The organism is Massilia cavernae, from assembly GCF_003590855.1.
Classification (GTDB): domain Bacteria; phylum Pseudomonadota; class Gammaproteobacteria; order Burkholderiales; family Burkholderiaceae_D; genus Telluria_A; species Telluria_A cavernae.
The window spans coordinates 1-21,669 of sequence record NZ_QYUP01000062.1 but is presented as its reverse complement, the minus strand read 5'-3'; the positions used below and the strand labels follow the sequence as shown (position 1 = coordinate 21,669).

Annotated in this window: 23 protein-coding genes; 6 read left to right on the top strand and 17 right to left on the bottom strand. The window is 64.3% G+C overall.

Annotation, left to right across the window (positions count from 1 at the left end):
- Positions 1-309: 309 nt before the first annotated feature.
- From holA to leuS, 3 genes are read right to left on the bottom strand one after another with little or no spacing between them, the layout of a single operon-like run.
- On the bottom strand, positions 310-1,326 hold the full coding sequence (gene holA / locus D3872_RS05830) for a DNA polymerase III subunit delta (RefSeq protein WP_119809899.1): 1,017 nt from the start codon (positions 1,324-1,326) through the stop codon (positions 310-312).
- Positions 1,327-1,335: 9 nt separating this feature from the next.
- Complete coding sequence (locus D3872_RS05825) at positions 1,336-1,857, bottom strand: LPS-assembly lipoprotein LptE (protein WP_119809898.1); 522 nt, start codon at positions 1,855-1,857, stop codon at positions 1,336-1,338.
- 3 nt (positions 1,858-1,860) lie between these two features.
- Positions 1,861-4,521: a leucine--tRNA ligase gene (gene leuS / locus D3872_RS05820; RefSeq protein WP_119809897.1), complete on the bottom strand. Its 2,661-nt coding sequence runs from the start codon at positions 4,519-4,521 to the stop codon at positions 1,861-1,863.
- 128 nt (positions 4,522-4,649) lie between these two features.
- Between leuS and D3872_RS05815 the strand changes: the two genes are divergently transcribed.
- Positions 4,650-4,925 (top strand): hypothetical protein, encoded by a 276-nt coding sequence (locus D3872_RS05815; RefSeq protein ID WP_119809896.1) that lies wholly within the window; start codon positions 4,650-4,652, stop codon positions 4,923-4,925.
- Positions 4,926-4,965: 40 nt separating this feature from the next.
- Positions 4,966-5,331 carry a VOC family protein gene (locus tag D3872_RS05810; protein ID WP_119809895.1) on the top strand — a complete coding sequence of 122 codons (366 nt, stop codon included), beginning with the start codon at positions 4,966-4,968 and terminating at the stop codon, positions 5,329-5,331.
- A 187-nt stretch (positions 5,332-5,518) separates the two neighbouring features.
- Here D3872_RS05810 and D3872_RS05805 read toward each other — a convergent pair whose 3' ends face one another.
- From D3872_RS05805 to D3872_RS05785, 5 genes are read right to left on the bottom strand one after another with little or no spacing between them, the layout of a single operon-like run.
- Positions 5,519-5,845 (bottom strand): barstar family protein, encoded by a 327-nt coding sequence (locus D3872_RS05805; protein WP_119809894.1) that lies wholly within the window; start codon positions 5,843-5,845, stop codon positions 5,519-5,521.
- A gap of 1 nt (position 5,846) precedes the next feature.
- Positions 5,847-6,269 carry an ExbD/TolR family protein gene (locus D3872_RS05800; protein WP_119809893.1) on the bottom strand — a complete coding sequence of 141 codons (423 nt, stop codon included), beginning with the start codon at positions 6,267-6,269 and terminating at the stop codon, positions 5,847-5,849.
- A gap of 9 nt (positions 6,270-6,278) precedes the next feature.
- Positions 6,279-6,944, bottom strand: a complete 666-nt coding sequence (locus tag D3872_RS05795) for a MotA/TolQ/ExbB proton channel family protein (protein WP_119809892.1) — start codon at positions 6,942-6,944, stop codon at positions 6,279-6,281.
- Between the two features lie 18 nt (positions 6,945-6,962).
- Complete coding sequence (dapB, locus tag D3872_RS05790) at positions 6,963-7,772, bottom strand: 4-hydroxy-tetrahydrodipicolinate reductase (protein WP_119809891.1); 810 nt, start codon at positions 7,770-7,772, stop codon at positions 6,963-6,965.
- Positions 7,773-7,794: 22 nt separating this feature from the next.
- Positions 7,795-8,322 (bottom strand): outer membrane protein assembly factor BamE, encoded by a 528-nt coding sequence (locus D3872_RS05785; protein ID WP_370660949.1) that lies wholly within the window; start codon positions 8,320-8,322, stop codon positions 7,795-7,797.
- 140 nt (positions 8,323-8,462) lie between these two features.
- On the opposite strand from D3872_RS05785, the gene fur reads away from it, so the two are divergent.
- The gene (gene fur / locus D3872_RS05780) at positions 8,463-8,891 is read left to right on the top strand and encodes a ferric iron uptake transcriptional regulator (protein ID WP_119809889.1); all 429 of its coding nucleotides are present in this window, start codon (positions 8,463-8,465) and stop codon (positions 8,889-8,891) included.
- A gap of 30 nt (positions 8,892-8,921) precedes the next feature.
- Here the strand turns inward: fur and D3872_RS05775 are convergent, their stop codons facing one another.
- The 5 genes from D3872_RS05775 to D3872_RS05755 all read right to left on the bottom strand — a co-directional run bounded on the left by D3872_RS05775 (position 8,922) and on the right by D3872_RS05755 (position 13,664).
- Positions 8,922-10,136, bottom strand: coding sequence for a c-type cytochrome (locus D3872_RS05775; RefSeq protein ID WP_119809888.1), 1,215 nt, complete (start codon positions 10,134-10,136; stop codon positions 8,922-8,924).
- A 14-nt stretch (positions 10,137-10,150) separates the two neighbouring features.
- Positions 10,151-10,963: a GTP cyclohydrolase FolE2 gene (folE2, locus tag D3872_RS05770; RefSeq protein WP_119809887.1), complete on the bottom strand. Its 813-nt coding sequence runs from the start codon at positions 10,961-10,963 to the stop codon at positions 10,151-10,153.
- Positions 10,964-11,044: 81 nt separating this feature from the next.
- Positions 11,045-11,752 (bottom strand): RNA polymerase sigma factor, encoded by a 708-nt coding sequence (locus tag D3872_RS05765; RefSeq protein ID WP_229459184.1) that lies wholly within the window; start codon positions 11,750-11,752, stop codon positions 11,045-11,047.
- 91 nt (positions 11,753-11,843) lie between these two features.
- Positions 11,844-12,857 carry a heat-inducible transcriptional repressor HrcA gene (hrcA, locus tag D3872_RS05760; RefSeq protein ID WP_119809885.1) on the bottom strand — a complete coding sequence of 338 codons (1,014 nt, stop codon included), beginning with the start codon at positions 12,855-12,857 and terminating at the stop codon, positions 11,844-11,846.
- 75 nt (positions 12,858-12,932) lie between these two features.
- Complete coding sequence (locus D3872_RS05755) at positions 12,933-13,664, bottom strand: HAD family hydrolase (RefSeq protein WP_119809884.1); 732 nt, start codon at positions 13,662-13,664, stop codon at positions 12,933-12,935.
- Between the two features lie 186 nt (positions 13,665-13,850).
- Here D3872_RS05755 and D3872_RS05750 point away from each other — a divergent pair, with 186 nt between their 5' ends.
- The 3 genes from D3872_RS05750 (at position 13,851) to D3872_RS05740 (ending at position 17,608) form a co-directional block, all read left to right on the top strand.
- The gene (locus D3872_RS05750) at positions 13,851-14,459 is read left to right on the top strand and encodes a hypothetical protein (RefSeq protein ID WP_119809883.1); all 609 of its coding nucleotides are present in this window, start codon (positions 13,851-13,853) and stop codon (positions 14,457-14,459) included.
- 44 nt (positions 14,460-14,503) lie between these two features.
- Complete coding sequence (locus D3872_RS05745) at positions 14,504-15,106, top strand: hypothetical protein (RefSeq protein ID WP_119809882.1); 603 nt, start codon at positions 14,504-14,506, stop codon at positions 15,104-15,106.
- A 249-nt stretch (positions 15,107-15,355) separates the two neighbouring features.
- Positions 15,356-17,608 (top strand): PhoX family protein, encoded by a 2,253-nt coding sequence (locus D3872_RS05740; protein WP_119809881.1) that lies wholly within the window; start codon positions 15,356-15,358, stop codon positions 17,606-17,608.
- A gap of 55 nt (positions 17,609-17,663) precedes the next feature.
- On the opposite strand, the gene rsmA is transcribed toward D3872_RS05740, so the two are convergent.
- The 4 genes from rsmA to D3872_RS05720 form a co-directional block, all read right to left on the bottom strand.
- Positions 17,664-18,437 (bottom strand): 16S rRNA (adenine(1518)-N(6)/adenine(1519)-N(6))-dimethyltransferase RsmA, encoded by a 774-nt coding sequence (gene rsmA, locus D3872_RS05735; protein ID WP_119809880.1) that lies wholly within the window; start codon positions 18,435-18,437, stop codon positions 17,664-17,666.
- A gap of 17 nt (positions 18,438-18,454) precedes the next feature.
- Complete coding sequence (gene pdxA / locus D3872_RS05730) at positions 18,455-19,546, bottom strand: 4-hydroxythreonine-4-phosphate dehydrogenase PdxA (protein ID WP_119809879.1); 1,092 nt, start codon at positions 19,544-19,546, stop codon at positions 18,455-18,457.
- 2 nt (positions 19,547-19,548) lie between these two features.
- Entirely contained in the window at positions 19,549-20,907 is a 1,359-nt protein-coding gene (locus D3872_RS05725) for a peptidylprolyl isomerase (protein WP_229459183.1), read from the bottom strand.
- A gap of 65 nt (positions 20,908-20,972) precedes the next feature.
- Positions 20,973-21,669 (bottom strand): LPS-assembly protein LptD (locus D3872_RS05720; RefSeq protein WP_147373811.1); only part of this gene is annotated, 697 nt, incomplete at its 5' end.

Below are 21,669 nucleotides of genomic sequence, written 5' to 3'. Positions count from 1 at the left end.
CCATCGCGCGCGAGGCGGTGCGGGCTTGCTGGCCTACCTGGTGCATGTATTCGGTGATGTTCATATATGTGCGTATCGTTTTGTGTTCGGGGCGGCGGGCGAATCAGAGGCGGAATGCAGGCGGTGTTGGCGGATCACGCGGATGCGCGTTGCTTTTAGGAGTATCCGCTTTCAAGCGGATACCGTTCCGCGCGCGAATCGCATGCGATTCGAAACCCGCGCTTCACCGCTTCGCGCTTATCCGCCCTACGGGCCAACGGTTTGCGTAGGGCGTAGGGCGGATAAGCGAAGCGCATCCGCCATGCCAACTTATCCCCTGGCCACCTTCAAAGCCAGCTGCAGCATCGCATCCCACGCATCGCCGGCAAATGCCTTCGACCGCAATCCCTTGATCATCTTGTCGACCTGCGCCGCTTCGCGCATCGCCGCTTCCAGGGTCGGAAGGCTGATGCGCCGCAGCGCCGGTTCCATCATGCGCTCCTTCGGACCCCAGATGCGGTATTCCTTGAGCAGCACACCGAGCGGCCGGCCCTGCGCCATCCCGGATTTTAATTTTAACAGCGTGCGGATTTCTTCGGCGACGGCCCACAAAACCAGCGGCAGCGCCTCGCCCTCGCCCTTCAGCCCCTCCAGCATCCGCACCAGCCGCGCCGCGTCGCCAGACAGCATCGCCTCGCTCAGCTTGAACACGTCGTAGCGCGCCACGTTCAGCACCGCGTCGTGAATCTGCTCGAAGGCCAGCTTGCCCGGTTCGTGCAGCAGCCCCAGTTTCTGGATCTCCTGGTGCGCCGCCAGCAAATTGCCCTCGACCCGGTCGGCGATGAAGTCCAGCCCCTGGCGGTCTGCGCTCTGCCCCTGCGCCGCCAGCCGGGTGCCGATCCAGCCCGGCAGCTGCGCGCGCTCCACGGTCGGAATCTCGATGTACACCGCCGCCTGCTGCAGGCTGGCCACCCAGGCCGCCTTGGCGGTTTGCCAGTCCAGCTTGGGCAACGTGATCAGGGTCAGGTTGTCGGGGTTGAGGTCCTTGGCGTAGCTTTGCAGCGCCGCGCCGCCGTCCTTGCCCGGCTTGCCGGTCGGGATGCGCAGTTCGATCAGCTTCTTGTCGCCGAACAGCGACATCGCGTTGTTCGCGGCCAGCAGCTCGCCCCATTTGAAGGTGCGTTCCACGGTCAGCACGTCGCGCTCGGAGTAGCCGCCGGCGCGCGCCGCGCGGCGGATCTTGTCGGCCGCTTCCAGCGCCAGCAGGTGCTCGTCGCTGCTGATCACGTACAGCGGCGCCAGCGACTTTGCCAGGTGTCCTTCGAGTGCGTCAGGCCGCAGTTGCATCGATTTTTCTCATGCAGTCTTGGCAGGCTTGATGGCAGCCAGCCGGCGCAGGATCTGCTGCACCAGGTCGGTCTGCATGTCGCGGTATAGCAGCGCTTCTTCCGATTCCTTCGCCAGCACCTGGGTTTCGTTGAAGGTGATCGGGCGCTTCAGGTTGATCTCGGTGGGGCCCAGCAGCTCGGCGCCGCTGGCGTCGCGCACGCGGAACACCAGCGTGTACGTCAGCAGGTATTCGCGCACCCGGCCCTGGCTGTTCAGCGACAGGATCGACTTGCCGCGCGATTCGGACAGCACGTCGAAACGGGCCTGCGCCTTTTCCGGCTGCGCCACCACCTCGGTGTCGCCGCCGCGCAGGTTGCGCTTGAGCTCAGTGCCGAGCGGCGAGGTCTCCGGGAAGGCCAGGTAGATGCTCTGGAACGGCATGTTGAACTGGCCGCCCGTGCCGCGCAGCTGGAAGCCGCACGCGGTGAGAGCGGCTGCCAGCACGATCAGGGCGGCGGCGCGCGGAAGCGCCTGGCGTAGGGCTTTCATCGCTTACACCACGATGTTGATCAACTTGCCCGGCACGACGATCACCTTCTTCGGCGGCGTCTCGACGAACTTCTGCGCGGTTTCGGAGGCCAGCGCCAGCGCTTCGACGGCGGCCTTGTCGGCCGCCTTCGGCACCTTGACCGAGCCACGCAGCTTGCCGTTCACCTGGATCATCATCTCGATCTCGGCCTGCTCCAGCGCCGCAGGATCGACCTGCGGCCACTGCGCGTCGAGGATGTCGCCGTTCACCTTGGCGAAGCCCAGCTCCTGCCACAGCGCGTGGGTGATGTGCGGTGCCACCGGGTTCAGCACGCGCAGGAAGATCGACAGGCCTTCGGCGATTACCGCATCGGTGGCGGCCGTGGCGACGGACCGTCCGTCTTCCAGCTTGCTCGATTCCAGCGTGTTGAGCATCTTCATGCAGGCGGAAACCACGGTGTTGTACTGGATGCGCTTCAGGTCGTAGTCGGCCTGCTGCAGGATCTTGTGCAGTTCGCGGCGCAGGGTCTTGTGCGCTTCGGTAGCGCCTTCAACCGATGGATTGGCGATGCCGTTGGCGACGCGGCCCGACTGCGCATGGGCGAACGCCCATACGCGGCGCAGGAAGCGGCTGGCGCCTTCGACGCCGCTGTCCGACCATTCGAGGGTCTGCTCCGGCGGCGATGCGAACATGGTGAACAGGCGCGCGGTGTCGGCACCGTACTGCTCGATCTGCGCGGCCGGGTCGATGCCGTTGTTCTTCGACTTCGACATCTTCTCGGTGCCGCCGATCTGCACGTCCTGGCCGTCGGCCTTGAGCTTGGCGCCTTGCGGGCGGCCCTTGTCGTCCAGGGTCAGGTCGATCTCGGCCGGGTTGAACCAGGTCTTCTTGCCGGCTGCGTCTTCGCGGTAGTAGGTCTCGTTCAGCACCATGCCCTGGGTGAGCAGGTTGACGAAGGGCTCGTCGAACTTGACCAGGCCGAAGTCGCGCATCACCTTCGTCCAGAAGCGCGCGTACAGCAGGTGCATGACGGCGTGCTCGATACCGCCGATGTACTGGTCCATCGGCATCCAGTAGTCGTTGCGTGCATCGACCATCGCATCGTTCGAGCCCGGCGAGGTATAGCGCATGTAGTACCACGACGAATCGACGAAGGTGTCCATCGTGTCGGTCTCGCGGCGTGCCGGCTTGCCGCATTTCGGGCAATCGCACTTGAGGAAGGCTTCGTGCTTGTTCAGCGGGTTGCCGGTACCGTCAGGTACGCAGTCTTCCGGCAGCACCACCGGCAGGTCCTTTTCCGGGACCGGCACCACGCCGCAGCCGGCGCAGTGGATCATCGGGATCGGGGTGCCCCAGTAGCGCTGGCGCGAGATGCCCCAGTCGCGCAGGCGGAAGGTGGTCTTCTTCTCGCCCAGGCCCTTCGTTTCGAGGTCGGCGGCCACCGCGTTGACGGCGCCGGTGTAATCCAGGCCGTCGTACTTGCCGGAGTTGACCAGCTTACCGTGTTCCTTGTCGCCGTACCATTCCTGCCAGGCGTCGAGGGAGTATTCCTTGCCTTCAAGCGCCACCACCTGCTTGATCGGTAGGTCGTATTTTTTGGCAAAGGCAAAGTCGCGTTCGTCGTGGGACGGCACGCCCATCACGGCGCCGTCGCCGTAGGTGATCAGCACGTAGTTGCCGACCCAGACTTCGACCTGCTCGCCGGTGAGCGGATGGGTGACGAACAGGCCGGTCGGCATGCCCTTCTTCTCCATCGTCGCCATGTCGGCTTCGATCACGGAGCCGAGCTTGCATTCGGCAATGAAGGCCGCCAGTTCAGGATTGTTGTTCTTTGCGGCGTGCTGCGCCAGCGCGTGTTCCGGCGCCACTGCGGCGAAGGTCACGCCCATGATGGTGTCGGCGCGGGTGGTGAACACGTACATCTTGCCGTCGTTGATCAGCTGGCCAGCATCGTCGCGGACGTCGTGGGTGAAGGCGAAGCGCACGCCGGTGGACTTGCCGATCCAGTTGGCCTGCATGACGCGCACGCGCTCAGGCCAGCCTGGCAGCTTGTTGTCGACATAGTCGAGCAGTTCGTCAGCGTAGTCGGTGATGCGCACGTAGTACATCGGGATCTCGCGCTTTTCGATCAGCGCGCCGGAGCGCCAGCCGCGCCCGTCGACCACCTGCTCGTTGGCCAGCACGGTCTGGTCGACCGGGTCCCAGTTCACGGTGCCGGTCTTCTGATAGATGATGCCCTTCTCGAGCATCTTCAGGAACATCCACTGGTTCCACTTGTAGTATTCGGGTTTGCAGGCCGTCATTTCGCGCGACCAGTCGATCGCCAGGCCCATCGACGACATCTGGTCCTTCATGTGGGCGATGTTCGCGTAGGTCCACTGCGCCGGCGGCACGTTGTTGGCCATCGCCGCGTTCTCCGCGGGCATGCCGAACGCGTCCCAGCCCATCGGCATCAGCACGTTGTAGCCGTTCATGCGCAGGTAGCGGTACATCACGTCATTGATCGTATAGTTGCGCACGTGGCCCATGTGCAGCTTACCGGATGGGTAAGGCAGCATCGAGCAAGCGTAGTACTTGCCCTTTGGGAAGCGCGGGTCGTTTTCAACCGCCTTGTAGGCGTCAATCGCCTCCCAGTGGGCTTGCGCGGTTTTTTCGACGTCGGCTGGACTATATTTATCTTGCATGATGGGTGCGGCCAAGCGTGGCCCGGCTAAAAGTGGATATGAACCGGACATTATACTGGTTCGGGATTTGTTGCGGCGGTGCAGCGAAAATGGGCTGAACCACTTGAAGGGGCGGTGGTCTAAAGAGTATGACTACACACTTCGCCCCCCAGGATTATGCACAACGGCTGGAACGCGCAGGGGTTCCGGAAGAGCACGCAGCCGCGTACGCGAATCTCCTCGAAGACGTACTTTCTCAAGCCGTGGCTGCCCGACGCGGCGCGGAGTGGATCGACGCACCTTATGTTGAAGTCGAAGCAACAAACAACTCTCCTCGCATCGACATTAAATATCTGCGCTGGATCACGGGCGCCGTAATTGCTTTGAACATCGCAATAATTGTGAGGTTATTGAGTCGCCGATGATGGGTGGATTACCATAGCGTTTTCCAGACAGGAGACGTACATGATCCACGGCATGCGTACCACGAAATACCCCGTAGCTGACCTTGAAAAGGCCAAGGCTTGGTTCACCCAGGTCTTTGGCAAGGCGCCCTACTTCGACCAGCCGTTTTACGTTGGCTTCGAGATCGGTGGATTTGAGCTGGGGCTGGTTCCGGACGGCGAGCCGGGGACGCAGGGTTCAACCGTGTATTGGGGCGTGGATGATATCGAGGCGGAGGTCAAGCGGATCGTCGGGCTCGGTGCCAAAGTGCACGAGGATATCCAGGATGTGGGCGACTCGATCAAGGTGGCGGAGCTGCTGGATCCGTTCGGGAATGTGCTGGGATTGATTTACAACCCGCATTTTGATTTGAAGGCGGTGCGGTAGAAGGACGCCAACGCGATGCGCGCACGCGGATGCTTCGCTAAGGAGCAACCGCTTGCAAGCGGTTGCCGTTCCGCAGGCGAATCGCATGCGATTCGAAACCCCTGCTACACCGCCTTCGGCTTATCCGCCCTACGAAGGCTCGATGACGCTGTAGGGCGGATAAGTCCGTAGGACGCATCCGCCGTTTTCAGCGCAACACCAGCGCCAGCGCCGGCTTCTCGCCGTAATCCTCATACCGCTCGTTTATGCCGCCGACGCAGAAGGCCAGCTCCTCCAGCAGATCGGGCGCCTTCTCGCGCATCGCGGCCGAATCCTTCACCACGATCTCCAGCTTCTCGTTCGCGCCGAGCCGGAATTTGGTCATCCCGTCCTCGTCGCGCAGGTAGCTCATGCAGTCGACCCATGCGTCCATCGTGTTCGAGTACGACTCCGGGAACCCGAGCGCGCGCCGGCATTCGGCGTGGAAGCTCTCTTCGCTGTCGATCGCGGCACCATTCAATTCAACGCTGGCCATTCTATTTCTCCCTTGCTGGATCGGTCACAAAACCGAGTTTGGTCAGTCCGCGCGACTGCGCCGCCGACATCACTTGTGCGACCACTTCGTAGCGCGTGCTCTTGTCCGCCCTTAGCTGCAGCTCCGGCTGCGGGTCGAGCTTCGCAGCACCGCCCATCCGCTCCGCCAGCGCCTCTTCATCGACCGCATCGCCATTCCAGAACACGCCACCCGCCGCATCGATGGCGATGCTGACGGTGTCGAGCTGCGGCTGGCTCGGCGCCGACTCCGCGCGCGGCAGGTCGAGCTTGACCGCGTGCGTAAACATCGGTGCGGCGAGGATGAAGATCACCAGCAGCACCAGCATCACGTCCACCATCGGCGTGACGTTAATGTCGCTCATCATCGACGGCTGCCGTTGCGGATTGAAGGAACCGAATGCCAAGGCGCGCCCTTACTTGCCGGTAAAGTAGGAGTGCAGGTCGTGTGCGAAGCCGTCAAGTTCGGCCAGCGTCACGCGGTTGAAGCGGTTGAAGGCGTTGTAGGCCAGTACCGCGGGAATCGCGACCACCAGCCCGAAGCCGGTCATGATCAGCGCTTCGCCCACCGGCCCGGCCACTTTGTCGATCTGCACCGCGCCGCTGGTGGAGACATTGGCCAGCGCATGATAAATGCCCCACACGGTGCCAAGCAGGCCGACGAAAGGCGCGGTGGCGCCGATCGACGCCAGCAAGGTCAACCCGCCTTCGACGCGGTGGGTGGAACGGGTGATCTGCTGGCGCAGGATGCGGATGACTTGTTCGTCGCGGCTCATTTCGCCGGCCAGCGTCGATGCGGCGGCAAGCTGCGCGCGCCCGTGCGTGGGCAGCGGCGCATACACGCCTTCGCGGTCGGCGTGGGACAGCAGCGCAATGCCGTCGTCCAGCGTCGGCGCGGCCCAGAAGGCGTCGACGGCGCCCGCCGCGCTGCGCACGCGCCAGGTGCTGTATGCCTTGGACAGGATGAAGAACCAGCTGACCAGCGACATCGCCAGCAGCAGCCAGGCCACCGCATGGCCGATGGCGTCGCCCTGTTCCCAGTAGCGCGCGATGCTGAAAGGATTCTCGGCCGGCGGCGCCATTGTCGGACAGCCGCGCGCTTAGCGCGGCAGCGCCAGCACGTCCTGCATGTCGTACAGGCCGGTCGCCTTGTCGGCCAGGAAGCGCGCCGCACGCAGCGCGCCGTGCGCGTAGGTCACGCGGCTGCTCGACTTGTGGCTGATCTCGATGCGCTCGCCTGTGCCGGCGAACAGCACGGTATGGTCGCCCACGATGTCACCGCCACGGATGGTGGCAAAACCGATAGTCGAGGGATCGCGTTCGCCGGTCACGCCTTCGCGCCCGTACACTGCGCACTCCTTCAGGTCGCGGCCCAGCGCGTCGGCAATCACTTCGCCCATCTTCAGCGCGGTGCCGGACGGCGCGTCCACCTTGTGGCGGTGGTGCGCTTCGATGATCTCGATGTCGTAGCCTTCGGACAGGCTCTTGGCCGCCATCTCCAGCAGCTTGAGAGTCACGTTGACGCCAACGCTCATGTTGGGTGCGAACACAATCGCGGTCTTCTCGGCCGCGGCGCGGATCGCCGCCTTGCCGGCGTCGTCGAAACCGGTGGTGCCGATGATGACCTTGATGCCGTGGGCGGCACAGTATTCCAGGTGCTTCAGCGTGCCTTCGGGACGGGTGAAGTCGATCAGGTATCCGGCGTCGGCCAGCCCTTTGGACAGGTCGGACTGGATCGCCACGCCGGCCAGTTGGCCGGAAAAGGCGCCGGCATCGGTGCCGATGCTCGGCGAGCCGGCCACGTCCAGCGCGCCCGCCAATACCGTATCCGGGGCTGCGGCAATCGCGTCCACCAGCATCCGGCCCATGCGCCCGCTGGCGCCTGCTACTGCAATTTTCAATTCGCTCATCGATCCGACCCGCTAGCCATTCTTACTTGTTGATCTGGATGCTGGCCGAACCAGCCTCTTCCTTTTTCTTCACCTCGGCATCCGGTTTCGCCTTGGCCGGGCCGGCGATGCGGGCGATGTAGTCGCGCTCGGTCGGCAGGTTGCCGCCATCAAACTTCTCGACCTTGTTGTCCTTGAAGAAGACGGAGACGCGGCTGCTGGTCAGCTCGCCATCGCCGCGCGCCAGGTAGAACGGGTAATCCCAGCGGTCGTTGTGGAAGATGTCGGTCAGCAGCGGGGTGCCGAGGATAAACAGCACCTGGTCACGAGTCTGGCCGACTTTCAGCTGGGCCAGCATTTCCTGCGAGACGAAGTTGCCTTGCTGGATGTCCGGACGGTAAGGCGAGAACACCCACAGGAATTTCTGCAGATTGGTCGCCTTGGTCGTCTGCGCACCGGCGTTCGCCACGGCGGCGCCATCGGCGCCGGCAACCGGGGCTGCGTTCGGCGCAGGGGTGCGCCAGGCCGCGCAGCCGGACAGCGTCAGGCTGGCGCAGGCGAGCGCCGCCACGAGCGGGGCTCGAACGTAAGAACGGTAGGAAACTGCATGATTGACGCGCATAAGTGACCTCAGTACGTGAAACGGAAGCTAGGCACCCCCGTCTAAAACGCTATATGATAAAGCACTAAGCCAATCTACGAGTAACAAACATGAGTTCCAACCCAACCGACCTGAAGGCAAGCGGCCTGAAAGCCACCCTGCCACGCCTGAAAATCCTCGAAATCTTCCAGAACAGCGAGGTCAGGCACCTGACGGCCGAAGATGTCTACAAAATCCTGCTGTCCGACAATATGGATGTGGGCCTGGCGACCGTTTACCGCGTATTGACGCAGTTCGAGCAGGCCGGCCTGCTCAACCGCAACCATTTCGAGACCGGCAAGGCGATTTTCGAGCTGAACGCCGGCTCGCACCACGACCACCTGGTCTGCCTCGACTGCGGCCGCGTGGAAGAGTTTTATGACGAGGAAATCGAAGCGCGCCAGCACAAGGTGGCCAGCGAGCGCGGCTTCAAGATCGCCGAGCACTCGCTGGCGATCTACGGCAATTGCACCAAGGTGGCTTGCCCGCACAAGCCCTGACCCGCGTAGCGGGCCAGGGCGCCGGCCGGGTCACAGCGACTTGAGGTACTCGGCCAGCTCCGCCACTTCCGCCTCGCTCAAGCCCAGCGATTTGCGCGTGTTGTAGGCTTCAACCACATCCCCCAGCGTAGCAGCGCTGCCGTTATGGAAATACGGCGCATGCTGCCACACGCCCTTCAGCGGCGCCGTGCGGTACTGCCCGGTGGCAGTGCGCGACGCATAGCTCGGCACGCCCGGCGCTTCCGGCTCGCCGACAAGCTCGCCAACCGGATGCAGGCGCTCGTTGGCGTCGGTGAATTCCGGGCCGCTGTGGCAGGTGATGCATTGCGCCTTGCCGCCAAACAGCACCTTGCCGCGCGCCGCCGCACCGGCGTCGAAACTCATGGCCGGCGCTGCCGGCGCCGCAAGCGACAGCTGGTAGGCGCGCAGCGCCGGCAGCTTCGAACTCACCAGGTCGACATTGCCATGCGTGACATTCACGCCGATGCGCGGGTCGGAAAAGCTTCCCAGCCCGCCCATCTGCGTCACCGCCACGTAGCGGTTCCAGTACGACACGTCGTCGCCGTCGCCCGTGAACGTGATGCGGTGGATGTTCTTCAGCCCATAGATGGGCGGGATCACCACCGGGCCGTTCTTGCCATCCTGGTTGAAGCGCGGGTCGTACCTGCCCTTGCCCCAGGAGTTGTAGACGGCTTTCTGCGCCGGGCTCAAGGCCGGCGACAGCGCGATGATGGCGCCCGGATTGAGGTCGCGGTTGGCCCAGCCATCGAGCCGCTTGCCGATACCTTGTGCGAAAGAGTTGTCCACCGTGGAATGGCACAAGGCGCAGGTGACGCCGACGCGCGTCAGCTGGTCCTTGCCATTGACGGTTTCCACCTTGCCCACCACGCCCACCACCGCATTGAGCTTCAGCAGCGCGACCGTGGTAGCCGGGCTTTTGAGGTCGACGCTGCCGTCCTTGATGCCCTGCACCACCGCGGCGGGCAAGGCCTCCGCATCGACCTTCAGCCCAACCGACAGCGCCGTCACCGGGTCCACCGCCGACGCGATCACTTCGTGCATGCGCAAGGTATCGGTCCATTGCGCCTCGTCGCCGAAGGTGTCGAAGCGGAATACCTGCCGTCCCTCTTCGACCAGCGCCGGACCTGGATCGGGTGGCAAGGGTTCGGCATCGTCGCCGCCGCAGGCGGTCAGGATAAGGGCGGCCCCGATCAGGGCCGGTGCGCGCAAGTGCATGGCATGCATGGCAGCCTCCTTGGTTACTGTTGTGTTGAAAGGTCCGCGCTGTCGATGCGCGCGAACGCGGAATGGTTGTGGATCGATTCGAAGTTCTCCACCTCGACGACAAACGCGCGCACCCTCGGGTCCGACCGCAGGGCCAGCGCGGCGTCGCGCACCGCGTCTTCGACAAACTTCGGATTGTCGTAGGCGCGTTCGGTCACGTATTTTTCGTCGCCGCGCTTGAGCAGGCCGTACACCTCGCACGATGCGCTGGCTTCGGCAATCGCCAGCAGCTCGGCGATGTCCACCGTCCGCGCCAGTTCGGCGTCGATGGTGATATGCGAGCGCTGGTTATGCGCGCCGTAGGCCGATATCTCCTTCGAGCAAGGGCAAAGGCTGGTGCCGGCCGCCGTGAGCTTCATGCAGAAGGTGCAGGCGCCGTCGGTCGCCACGTTGCAGCGCCAGGTCACGTCGCAGTCGACCAGGCTTTCCACACCGGAGACGGGCGCACGCTTGCGGATGAAGTAGGGGAAGCGCATTTCGATCTCCCCGCTGGCGGCGCCGAGCCGCTCCAGCATGCCGATCACCATCGCCTTGAAGCGGTCCTGGTCGACCGACTGGGCGCTTGCCTCGAGCAGCTCGATGAAGCGCGACATGTGGGTGCCCTTCAGCGTGCCCCCCAGGCCGACCGTCATGCGGAATTCCGCCACGGTCGGCTGGTTTTCGCCGCTCGACCGCACCGTGACCGGATACCTCAGCCCCTTGACGCCCACCGCTTCGATGGGGATCTGGCGTCTATCGGGCTGGGACTGGATATCCGGCAGGAAGGCGTGCTTTTCGCGTGTGTTCATTGAGTTCCTTGTGGTTGGTACAGGCGTGAAAGGGCCGGCGCGGCCTGGCCGCTCCCTTCCCGCTGTTATTGTGAGGATTGTTTAGGTGCTGACTGGCGCCTGTGGCAGGCGCGCCAGCACCGCCGCAACGATGCGGTCGCAGCGCGCTCCGTCGAAGGAAAACACCTCTTCGAAAGCGAGGTCGATTTCGTTGAGCAGCGCCGCTCGCAGCTGCGAGCGCGCGCGGAAGAAGCGCGTGCGTACCGTCGCCTCGGGAATGTCGAGGCAGCGCGCCACCTCCTCGCTGCTCATTTCCTCGACCGCGCGCAGCACGAACACCGAACGGAAGGACTCCGGCAGAGCGTCGATCGACTTTTCCAGCATCTGGCGCGCCTGCGCGCGCATGGCGCCGGATTCGGCGGACTCGGTGACGCCTGCATTCATGTATTCCTCGCTTGCTTCGATATCCGTGCCTGTTTCTGCGTGCAGCTGCATGACTTGCGCGCTGCGGCTGCGCTTGCGGGCGCGCGCGATCGATTCATTGACCACGATGCGGGTCAGCCAGGTGGAAAGGCGGGCGTCGCCGCGGAACTGGGAAATCGAACGAAAAGCCTGGAGATAGGCTTCCTGCACCGCGTCCTCGGCTTCGGTGTCGTCGCGCAGGATGCTGCGGGCGGTGCGGAACAGCAACTGGTTATGGCGCCGCATCAGCAGCACGAAGGCATGCTGGTCGCCGGCGGCAATGCTGCGCGCGAGGTCGGCGTCGGATGACGCGTCGCCGGGCGTTGCAATCGGGTTCAGGGTCGGCATGGGCTGGCTCTCTGCTTTGTGGTGGTTGTGCCCCATTAGATGAAGGCCGCGCCACCGGCGTTCCCGCCGCCGCCGAACAAATGCAAAAAAATTACGGGTGGCTGAGCGCGTTCGACAGCAGCTTGGCGGTAATGTCGACAATCGGGATCACGCGTTCGTAGGCCATGCGGGTCGGGCCGATCACTCCAAGGGTGCCGACTATCGTGCCGTTGACTTCGTAGGGTGCGGTGACCACGCTCATCTCGTCCATCGGCACCAGCTTCGATTCGCCGCCGATGAAGATCTGCACGCCGGTGGCCTTGCTCGACACGTCGAGCAGCTGCATCAGCCCGGTCTTCTGCTCGAACATGTCGAACATCTGGCGCAGCGAATTCATGTTGGACGACAGGTCGGACACCCCCAGCAGGTTGCGTTCGCCGGAGATCACCATGTCCTCGGACTCGGTCATCGCCTCGCTGCCCGCCTCCACCGCCGCCTGCATCAGGCGGCCCATGTCTTCCTGCAACGCCTTCAGTTCGCCCGTCAGGCGCATGCGCACCTGGTCGAACGACAGCCCGGCGTAGTTCTGGTTGATGAAGTTGGCCGACTGCGTCAGCTGCGACGGCGAGTAATCGACGTCGGTCAGCAGCAGGCGATTCTGGACGTCGCCGCGCGGGTCGACGATCACCAGCAGGATGCGCTTTTCGGACAGGCGCAGGAATTCGATCTGCTGGAACGCCGATTCGCGGCGCGGGCTCATGACCACGCCGGCGAACTGCGACAGCGACGACAGCATCTGCGCCGCGTTGGAGATGATCTTCTGCGGGCCTTGCGACGGCAGCCGGATGCGCGACTCCACAGACTGCTCGTCGATCTGCTGCACCGTCAGCAGCGTGTCGACGAAGATGCGGTAGCCGCGCGGGGTCGGGATGCGACCGGCCGAGGTGTGCGGGCTGGCGACGTAGCCCATCTCCTCCAGGTCGGCCATGATGTTGCGGATGGTCGCCGGCGACAGGTCGAGGCCGGAGATTTTCGACAGCGCGCGCGATCCGACCGGCTGGCCGTCGGCGATGTAGCGCTCGACTAAAGCTTTAAGCAGGGTTTGGGCACGGGTATCGAGTTGCATGGCAGTTCAGGCTTGGACGGCGGGTGACACACCTATTATGCACCGTCGGCGCCCGGGTGTGCAGTAAAGCATCAGCTATTCCCGCACGTGCTCGCCGTGTTCACGCCTGAGCCAGGCTATCAGTTCGTCGAAGCTGGCGCAGATGGCATCCGGCACCACGTCGTGCTCCAGGTGGGCCTGGCTGCCGCTGCGGTTGAGCCAGACCGCGCGCAAGCCTGCCTTTTGGGCGCCCTGCACGTCGAGCAACACGTCGTCGCCGACATAGACGGCATCCTCCGGCGCCACGCCGAGCTGGCGGCATGCCTCGTGGAAGATCGCCGCGTCCGGCTTGGCCAGGCCGAGCTGGTGGGCGGCCACCGATACCTTGAAGTGGTGCGACATGCCGATCGCCTGCAGGTCAGCATTGCCGTTCGTAATGGTGCCGATGACAACGTCCTGCTTCAGCCGCAGCAGGCCGGGCACCACGTCGTCATACGGCGTGACCTTATTGCGCGCCGCAAAAAAATGCACCATCGCCTGCTCGACCTTGTCCAGGTCCTCGCCTGCTTCCTCGAACGCCGCATTCAGGCCGGCGCGGCGCAAGGAGCCGAGGTCGACATGCAGCTCGGGCTGGCGCGCCAGCAGCGCCAGCCGGGCCTGGCGCAGGTTCTCGATCGAAAAACGCTGCGCCACGCGGGGCGCATGCTCTTGCAGCCAGGCATGCAGGGTCTGCTCCGCCTGCACGATGACGGGCGTGATCGGCCACAGGGTGTCGTCCAGGTCGAACAGGATGGCCTTGGGCCAGGCGCGGCGGGTGGATGGGTTCATTTGCCCAGCATAGCGATCCCTGCCGCGAAAATCAAACGGCTACGCCCGGGAGCGGCAGTTACACCGTGATACAAAGGCTAATAAGCCTTCCGCATGGCAAATGCACTAAAATGGCGGGCTATCAAGCTCTACCCATCGGCGCCGGCGCGATGCCGCCCCCGTACCCTGTTCGTTTTTGGAGAAATTATGAAAAGTTTGTACCTGCGTTCCGGCCTGGCATTGGCGTGCGCAATCGGCCTGGCGGCCTGCGGTGGCGGCAATGACAACCTGGTACTTGGCGGCAACGTGTTTGGCCTGACCAAGGACGGCCTGGCAGTGCAGAACAAAAATGGTCCTACGCTGGCGATCCCGGCGGGCAGCAGCACCTTCGCCTTCCCTGAGCTGATCAGCAGCGACACCGATTTCGAAGTCATCATCACCACCCAGCCGACCGCCGCCAAGTGCAATGTGGTCAACGGCAAGGGCAAGTCGGGCGGCTTCAGCATCCTGTCGGTCGAGATCCACTGCACCACCAACAGCTACGATCTCGGCGGCACCGTCAGCGGCCTCGACTCGGCCGGCCTGGTACTGATCAACGGCAGCCAGCGTGTGTCCGTGCCTGCGGGCGCGACCAGCTTCACCTTCACCACCAAATACAAGGCTGACGGCAGCTGCGATTCCGGCTGCATCCCGGACGGCTCGCCTTACGGCATCACCGTGTTCCAGCAGCCTGCGGGCCGCACCTGCAGCGTCGCCAATGGCACCGGCAAGATGGGCAGTGCCGCCAAGAACGACGTCGTGGTTACCTGCATCTGATGCGCCAGCGCGTTACGGCTACTAATATAGATTTGGAGAATTCAATGAAGTCATCTTTCCTGCGCCCGGCGATGGCGCTTGCGCTGGCCCTGGGCTTGTCCGCCTGCGGCGGCGGCGCGGCTAAATTCACCGTCGCCGGCACGGTGGCCGGCCTTATCCACCCAGGCCTGGTACTGAGCAACGGCGGCGCCGACCTCGCCGTAGCGGCCAACGCCACCAGCTTCGCCTTCCCCAACGCGATCGAGTACGGTGAAACCTACGACGTGACAGTCAAGACCCAGCCGGCGCACCAAACCTGCACCTCGACCAAGCTCTATTCGAGCGGCACCGCCGGCCAGACCGCCGCCATTAACGGGCAAATTCTTTGCTCGCTGAACACCTTCACCATCGGCGGCACGGTCACCGGCCTGACCGCCGAAGGCCTGGTGCTGACCAACGGCACCGACGGCGGCACTGTCACCGTGGCCGCGAACGCGACGGCGTACAGCTTCATTCTGAATCCAGTGAAATATGGCGACAGCTACGGCGTCACCATCCTGACGCAGCCGACCGGCCAGACCTGCACCCTGGTCAACGGCGTAGGCCAGATGGGCGACGCGAAAGTGGAAAACATCAACGTCACCTGCCAGACTTCGATCGGAAGTTGAGATATGTGATTTGTGAATGGCAGGTATTTGAAAGATAAATTATCTTTATATGCCGTACTGCAGCATAATTGCACCTGTCTCCTCCAACTCTCCTCAGAAAAGAATTGGATTTAAGCCCGCCTAAACCGCGGGCTTTTTTTTTGCTGCGCTGCGGCGCTGTCATCCAGTTGTCACCGGACCGTCATCGCGCGGTAACAAGACCTCCCTAGAATCGACTGGCTTGATTAACCAACAACGCCAAGGATTCGCATGAACAAGCCAAACGGCCCAGCGCACTCGTCGATCGGTCACGACGATGAAGACAGCAACACCTCGTCCAACGAACACTTCAACACCGTCCTGTCCGCGCGCCTGAGCCGGCGCAGCCTGCTGCGCGGCGGCTTTGCCACCGCCGCTACCGCCGTGCTCGGCGCCACCGGCCTCGCCGCCTGCGGCGGCGACAACGACGGCCCTGACGTTTCGCTGCCGGTCGGCCCGACCCCGCAGCCGGAACGCCTGCTCGCCTTCAGCGCGGTGTCCAAGAGCCTCGCCGACACCGTCGTCGTCCCGGCCGGCTACACCGCCTCGGTGCTGTTCGCGCTGGGCGACCCGATGACCGCGTCCACGCCGGCCTTCAAGAACGACGGCACCGACGGCGACTTCGAACAGCGCGCCGGCGACCACCACGACGGCATGGAGTTCTTCGGCCTGTCGGCCGCCGGCACGCCGTCCGCCTCCAGCGCCGAGCGCGGCCTGCTGGCGATCAACCACGAAGCCACCACCGACGAGCAGCGGTCGTCCTTCTTCCTGCACCCAACCGGCGGCACCACCACCCTGCCGCGCCCCGGCGCGGAAGTGGACAAGGAAGTCGCGCTGCACGGAATCGGCGTGATCGAAGTGCGCAAGAACGGCAGCGCGTGGCAGTACCTGAAGGAGTCGTCGTTCAACCGCCGCCTGACCGCGCTGTCGGACATCGAGCTGTCCGGCCCCGCGCGCGGCAATGCGCTGCTGGTCACGAAGTATTCGCCGACCGGCCTGAAGACGCGCGGCACCCTGAACAACTGCGGCACCGGCAAGACGCCGTGGGGAACCTTCCTGACCGGCGAGGAAAACTGGGGCGGCTACTTCACCCGCGGCAGCGCCGACGATGCCGCGCGCGGCAACGGCAAGGACGTGGTATCGCTCAAGCGCTATGGCCGCAACCAGGGCGCCACGTCACGCCACGGCTGGGAAACCGGCGGCGCCGACGACAAGTACGCGCGCTGGAACATCAGCAAGCTTGGCGCCTCGACCGACGGCAGCGACGACTACCGCAACGAGATGAACGGCATGGGCTACATCGTCGAGATCGACCCGTACGACAAAGCGAAGGCGGTGAAGAAACGCACCGCCCTCGGCCGCTTCGCGCACGAAAGCGCGGCCTTCTCGCTGCCGACAGCCGGCCAGCCGCTGGCGGTGTACATGGGCGACGACTCGCGCAACGAATACATCTACAAGTTCGTCTCCACCGCAACGTGGTCGGCGACCGACGCCACCCCGGCGGATCGCATCGCCACCGGCGACAAGTACCTCGACAGCGGCAAGCTGTATGTGGCGAAGCTGAACGCCGATGGCAGCGGCCAGTGGATCGAACTGTCGCTGTCCAACCCGCTGGTGGCGGGCTACGGCGCGTACAAGTTTGCCGACCTGGGCGACATCATGGTCAATGCGCGCCTGGCCGCGGATGCGGTGGGCGCGACCAAGATGGACCGTCCGGAATGGTGCTCGGTCAATCCGAAGAACGGCGAGATCTACTTCTCGCTGACCAACAACTCGAACCGCAGCGTCGATCCGAGCGGCTCGTCGCAGCTGGCGCCCGACAGCGCCAACCCGCGCGCTTACACCGACATGAAGGGCACCAGCTCGCAGAAGGGCAACCCTAACGGGCACATCCTGCGCATGAAGGAAGGTACGGGCGGATCGGCCGCGACGTCGTTCACATGGGACGTCTACCTGTTCGGCGCGGAATCGACCGCCGACAGCAGCAAGGTGAACCTGTCGAGCCTGACGGCGGACCAGGACTTCTCCAGCCCGGACGGCCTGGCCTTCAGCCCGTACACCGGCATCTGCTGGATCCAGACCGACGACGGCGCCTACACCGACGTCACCAACTGCATGATGCTGGCGGCGGTGCCGGGACAGGTGGGCGACGGCGGCAAGGTCACACTGAACCACGCAACGGCGGCCGGCGGCACGCTGGCGGTCGATACCTATGTCGGCAAGAAGGCCGCGCCGGACACGCTGAAGCGCTTCCTGGTGGGTCCTGTGGGCTCGGAGATCACGGGGATCGCGGAAACGCCAGACGGCAAGGCGATGTTCGTCAACATCCAGCATCCGGGCGAGACCACGGCGCAGGCCAACTTGGCAGATCCGACCAAGTACACCAGCCAGTGGCCGGCGAATGCGGGGTATGGTGCGGGCAAGCGGCCGCGGTCGGCGACGATTGTCATCACCAAGAATGACGGTGGCCGCATCGGTAGTTAAGCACTAACACGCGCCCACAAAACCGTCGGGTCCGCCAATGGCGGGCACGACGGTTTTACGGTTTGAGGAGGTTTGCGAGAGCGACGTATTGTTCGAGGCTCACCGTCTCAGGCCGCGTCTGCGGATCGATGCCCGCCTCCACCAACTGCGCCTCGGTGAACATCCCCGCCACGCAGTTGCGGATCACCTTGCGACGCTGCGAGAACGCCTTGGTGACCACCGCTTCCAGGGTCGCCCCGTCGCATTCCAGCTTGCGCCGCGTCGGGATCATGCGCACGATCGCCGAGTCCACCTTCGGCGGCGGATCGAACGCGCTTGGAGGCACCACGAACAGCAGCGACATGTCGTAGCGCCACTGCAGCATCACCGAAAGGCGCCCATATACCTTGCTGCCCGGCTCGGCCACCATGCGCTCGACCACTTCCTTCTGCAGCATGAAATGCTGGTCCTCGACCAGGTGCGCGAACTCCGCCAGGTGGAACAGCAGCGGGCTCGAAATGTTGTACGGCAGGTTGCCGACGATGCGCAGCTTCTTCCCTTCCGGGACCGGGATCGTCGAAAAATCGAACTTCAGCGCGTCGCCCGAGTGAATGGTCAGCTTCTCGCGCGGGAACTGCTTTTCCAGCCGCGTCACGAGGTCACGGTCCAGCTCCACCACGTGCATGTGGTCGAGCCGCTTGACCAGCAGCGCGGTCATCGCGGCAAGCCCCGGCCCGATTTCGACCATCGCCTCGCCAGGCAGCGGGTTGATCGCTTCGGTGATGCTGTCCAGGACGAATTTGTCGGTCAGGAAGTTCTGGCCGAAGCGCTTGCGTGCAATGTGTTTCATGGTGTTCTTCTTGTGATTCAGTGAATGGCCGCGCGTTGCGCGCGGACCATGTGCAGCGCGCTGCTGATGGCTGCTTCCATGCTGCCGCAGTCGGCCAGGCCTAGGCCTTGCCCGGCAAGGTCGAGCGCGGTGCCGTGGTCGACCGAGGTGCGGGTCAAGGGCAGGCCGAGCGTGATGTTGACGCCGCGCCCGAAGGTAGCGTACTTCAGCACCGGCAGGCCCTGGTCGTGGTACATCGCCAGCACGCAGTCGGCGTCCTTCAGGTAGCGCGGCTGGAACAGCGTATCGGCCGGATACGGGCCGCTGCAGCCGATGCCGCGCGCCTGCGCCGCTTCGATTGCGGGAGCTATGGTGTCGATTTCCTCGCGCCCGAGGTAGCCATTCTCGCCCGCGTGCGGGTTCAGCCCCGTCACCAGGATGCGCGGCGCGGCGATGCCGAACTTGGTTTTCAGGTCGCGGTCGATGATGTCCAGTACCTGCGCCAGGCCTTCGCGCGTGACGGCAGCGGATACGTCCTTCAGCGGCAGGTGGGTGGTAGCGAGCGCCACGCGCAGTGGCGGCTGGCCTTCGCCCGGCACGCCGGCCAGCATCATCACCACTTTCGGGGTCGCGGTTTTCTCGGCCAGGTATTCGGTGTGGCCGGAGAATGCCACGCCGGCGTCGTTGATGGTCGACTTCTGCAGCGGCGCGGTAACGATGGCGTCGAACCATCCGGTCTTGACGCCTTCGACCGCCAGGTCCAGCGTCGCCAGCACCGCGCGGCCGTTCTCGGCGTTCAGCGTGCCGGGGATGACATGGGCCGCCAGCGGCACGTCGATGACGGCGATGCGCTCAGGGCCGAAGTGCGGCAGGCCGCCGTTGCGCAGCGCCTGCACGGACAATGCCGCCAGTTTGATGGAGGGGTCGATCAGGCTGGCGGTCAGCGCCAGGAAAGCTGCGTCGCCGAGCAGCACGCAGTTGGCTTCGCGCCGCATGGCCCATGCGGCGCGAATCGATATCTCGGGACCGATGCCCGCCGGCTCGCCGGTGGTGACGGCCAGCGTGGGCCTCACGGCGCCCGCCTGGCGCCGAGCCTCGTTCACCTGGCGCTCATGCGGGAACTCGTCCATGCTTACTTCTCGTCGCGGAACTCGACGTAGGCGCGGTCGCGCACTTCGCGTTGCCAGCCTTCGACGGCTTCGGCCAGCTTCTGCTCGCGGATCACCTGGCGCGCCGCATTGCGCTCTTTTTCCTTCGACTGGTCATCGGTCTTGCGTTCGAGGACTTCGATCAGGTGGAAGCCGTACTCGGTTTCGACCACGTCGCTGACCTCGCCCGGCTTGAGCAGGTTCATCGCGTTTTCGAATTCAGGCAGGGCGTCGCCAGGGTACAGCCAACCGAGGTCGCCGCCCTTGTTGGCCGAGGTGTCGTTGGAGAACAGGCGCGCCAGTTCGTCGAACTTGGCAGCCTTGTTGTCGAGGCGTTCCTTCAGTTCCAGCAGCTTGCGCTTGGCATCGGCCGCGGTCATGGTCGGGGTGACCTTGAGCAGGATGTGGCGCGCGCGGGTCTGCTGCACGATCGACTTTTCCGTTTCGGCGGTCGGCGTGCGCTTGTCGACCAGCTTCAGGATGTGGAAACCGGTAGCCGACTTGATGGCAGGGGTGACGTCGCCCGCCTTCATCTCGCCCAGCACCTTGGAGAACACAGCAGGCAGGCTCTGGGAATCGCGCCAGCCGATTTCGCCGCCCTTGAGCGCGTCGGGAGCGTCGGAGTAAGTCGCCGCGGTCTTGGCGAAGTCGGCGCCGCCGCGCAGCTGGCGCAGGATTTCCTCGGCACGCGCACGGCGCGCGGCGATTTGTTCAGGCGACGCGTTTTCCGGGATGCGCACCAGGATCTGCGACAGGTTCATTTCGACGCGCTCCGCGGCTGCGGCCTTGCGCGCCGCCAGGAAAGTGTCGATCTCGGCGTCGGATACCTGGATCTTGCTGTCCACCTCGTGCTGGCGCAGGCGCTGCATCAGCATCTCGTTGCGGATCTGTTCGCGGAAGGCGGCGAAGGTCATGCCTTCCTTTTCCAGCGCGTTGCGCAGTTCCTGCACGGTCATCTTCTGTTCGGACGCGATGCCGCCGATGGCGCGGTCAAGCTGGGAGTCGTCGATGCGCACGCCCATTTCCTTGGCCAGCTGGATCTGCGCGCGTTCGACGATCATCGACTCGACCACTTGGCGCTGCAGGTCGGCCTGGTCCGGCATTTGCGCGTTGGCCGCCTTCATGCGGGCCACGACCTGCGCCACCTGCTTGTCCACCTCATTCTTCGTGATCACCTCGTCGTTGACCACCACCGCGATCGAGTCGATCACGTTGGCCGAGCTGGAAGCCGGCGGCAGGAAGCCGGTGCCTGGCTTGACGGCCGGGGCCGCGGGCGCCTGGGCTGCTGCCTGGCCGGCTGACAGGGCGCACAGCAGGACAGCTGCGATCTTGAGTTGGTGCATACTGACTTTACGCATAATCTGGGAAGCACTCATGTTCAGGTGAATGAAAAAATCGACTATTCCGCTTAGCGGCCGGCACCAGGGTTGAGCCTCGTGTAGCCTGGAATACTCTTGTAGAACGATTCCAGCGGACTGCCGAAACCGAGCTTGGACAAGCCGTTCAACTCGAGCTGGAAGAAGATCGGCGTCGAAGTATTGCGCAAGGTCGTCACGAAGCGCTGCGCACCCATGCGGAACACCCAGCAGTCGGCCTTGTATTCGAGACCGACCAGGCTCTCGAGGATCTTGTGGTCTTTCATCGAGTAGCTGACGCGGCCCACGCCGTACCAGCGCAGCGACAGCGGCCATTGCGACGACAGGTCGACGTTCTTGAAGGTGTCGCGCAGGTAGCGGTACTCGGCGTTGATCACTTTCTTGTCGGCCGGACGCCACTGCACGCCGTAGTTCGAACTGAAGGTGCGGTTCGCGCTGGCGTCGTATTGTACTGCGCCGTCGAAGCTCCAGTCATCGGCGATGCGGCCGGAGGCGCCGAGCAGCAGGTCGGAGCGGCGTTCGAGGCGCGGGCGGGTCGGGTCGAGCACTACGCGCTGGTCGCGGAAGTAGTAGCGCTGGCCGATCGCCAGGCGCAGGCGCTCGGCGCCGTTCTCCTCGATGTAGCGCGAGGTAAGCGCCGCCGTCATCTGGTTGGCGTCGGCCACGCGGTCGGCGCCGATGAAGCGGTTCTCGTTGAAGATCTGTGCGAAGTTGAAGCCTGCTTCCGCG

Coding starts and splice junctions, on each gene's coding strand:
- D3872_RS05775 (WP_119809888.1), bottom strand. CDS start 10,136: ATGCATGCCATGCACTTGCGCGCACCGGCCCTGATCGGGGCCGCCCTT.
- pdxA (WP_119809879.1), bottom strand. CDS start 19,546: ATGGACGAGTTCCCGCATGAGCGCCAGGTGAACGAGGCTCGGCGCCAG.
- folE2 (WP_119809887.1), bottom strand. CDS start 10,963: ATGAACACACGCGAAAAGCACGCCTTCCTGCCGGATATCCAGTCCCAG.
- D3872_RS05805 (WP_119809894.1), bottom strand. CDS start 5,845: ATGGCCAGCGTTGAATTGAATGGTGCCGCGATCGACAGCGAAGAGAGC.
- D3872_RS05765 (WP_229459184.1), bottom strand. CDS start 11,752: ATGCCGACCCTGAACCCGATTGCAACGCCCGGCGACGCGTCATCCGAC.
- D3872_RS05825 (WP_119809898.1), bottom strand. CDS start 1,857: ATGAAAGCCCTACGCCAGGCGCTTCCGCGCGCCGCCGCCCTGATCGTG.
- D3872_RS05815 (WP_119809896.1), top strand. CDS start 4,650: ATGACTACACACTTCGCCCCCCAGGATTATGCACAACGGCTGGAACGC.
- D3872_RS05750 (WP_119809883.1), top strand. CDS start 13,851: ATGAAAAGTTTGTACCTGCGTTCCGGCCTGGCATTGGCGTGCGCAATC.
- leuS (WP_119809897.1), bottom strand. CDS start 4,521: ATGCAAGATAAATATAGTCCAGCCGACGTCGAAAAAACCGCGCAAGCC.
- hrcA (WP_119809885.1), bottom strand. CDS start 12,857: ATGCAACTCGATACCCGTGCCCAAACCCTGCTTAAAGCTTTAGTCGAG.
- D3872_RS05740 (WP_119809881.1), top strand. CDS start 15,356: ATGAACAAGCCAAACGGCCCAGCGCACTCGTCGATCGGTCACGACGAT.
- D3872_RS05810 (WP_119809895.1), top strand. CDS start 4,966: ATGATCCACGGCATGCGTACCACGAAATACCCCGTAGCTGACCTTGAA.
- fur (WP_119809889.1), top strand. CDS start 8,463: ATGAGTTCCAACCCAACCGACCTGAAGGCAAGCGGCCTGAAAGCCACC.
- holA (WP_119809899.1), bottom strand. CDS start 1,326: ATGCAACTGCGGCCTGACGCACTCGAAGGACACCTGGCAAAGTCGCTG.
- rsmA (WP_119809880.1), bottom strand. CDS start 18,437: ATGAAACACATTGCACGCAAGCGCTTCGGCCAGAACTTCCTGACCGAC.
- D3872_RS05755 (WP_119809884.1), bottom strand. CDS start 13,664: ATGAACCCATCCACCCGCCGCGCCTGGCCCAAGGCCATCCTGTTCGAC.
- D3872_RS05795 (WP_119809892.1), bottom strand. CDS start 6,944: ATGGCGCCGCCGGCCGAGAATCCTTTCAGCATCGCGCGCTACTGGGAA.
- D3872_RS05745 (WP_119809882.1), top strand. CDS start 14,504: ATGAAGTCATCTTTCCTGCGCCCGGCGATGGCGCTTGCGCTGGCCCTG.
- D3872_RS05725 (WP_229459183.1), bottom strand. CDS start 20,907: ATGCACCAACTCAAGATCGCAGCTGTCCTGCTGTGCGCCCTGTCAGCC.
- dapB (WP_119809891.1), bottom strand. CDS start 7,772: ATGAGCGAATTGAAAATTGCAGTAGCAGGCGCCAGCGGGCGCATGGGC.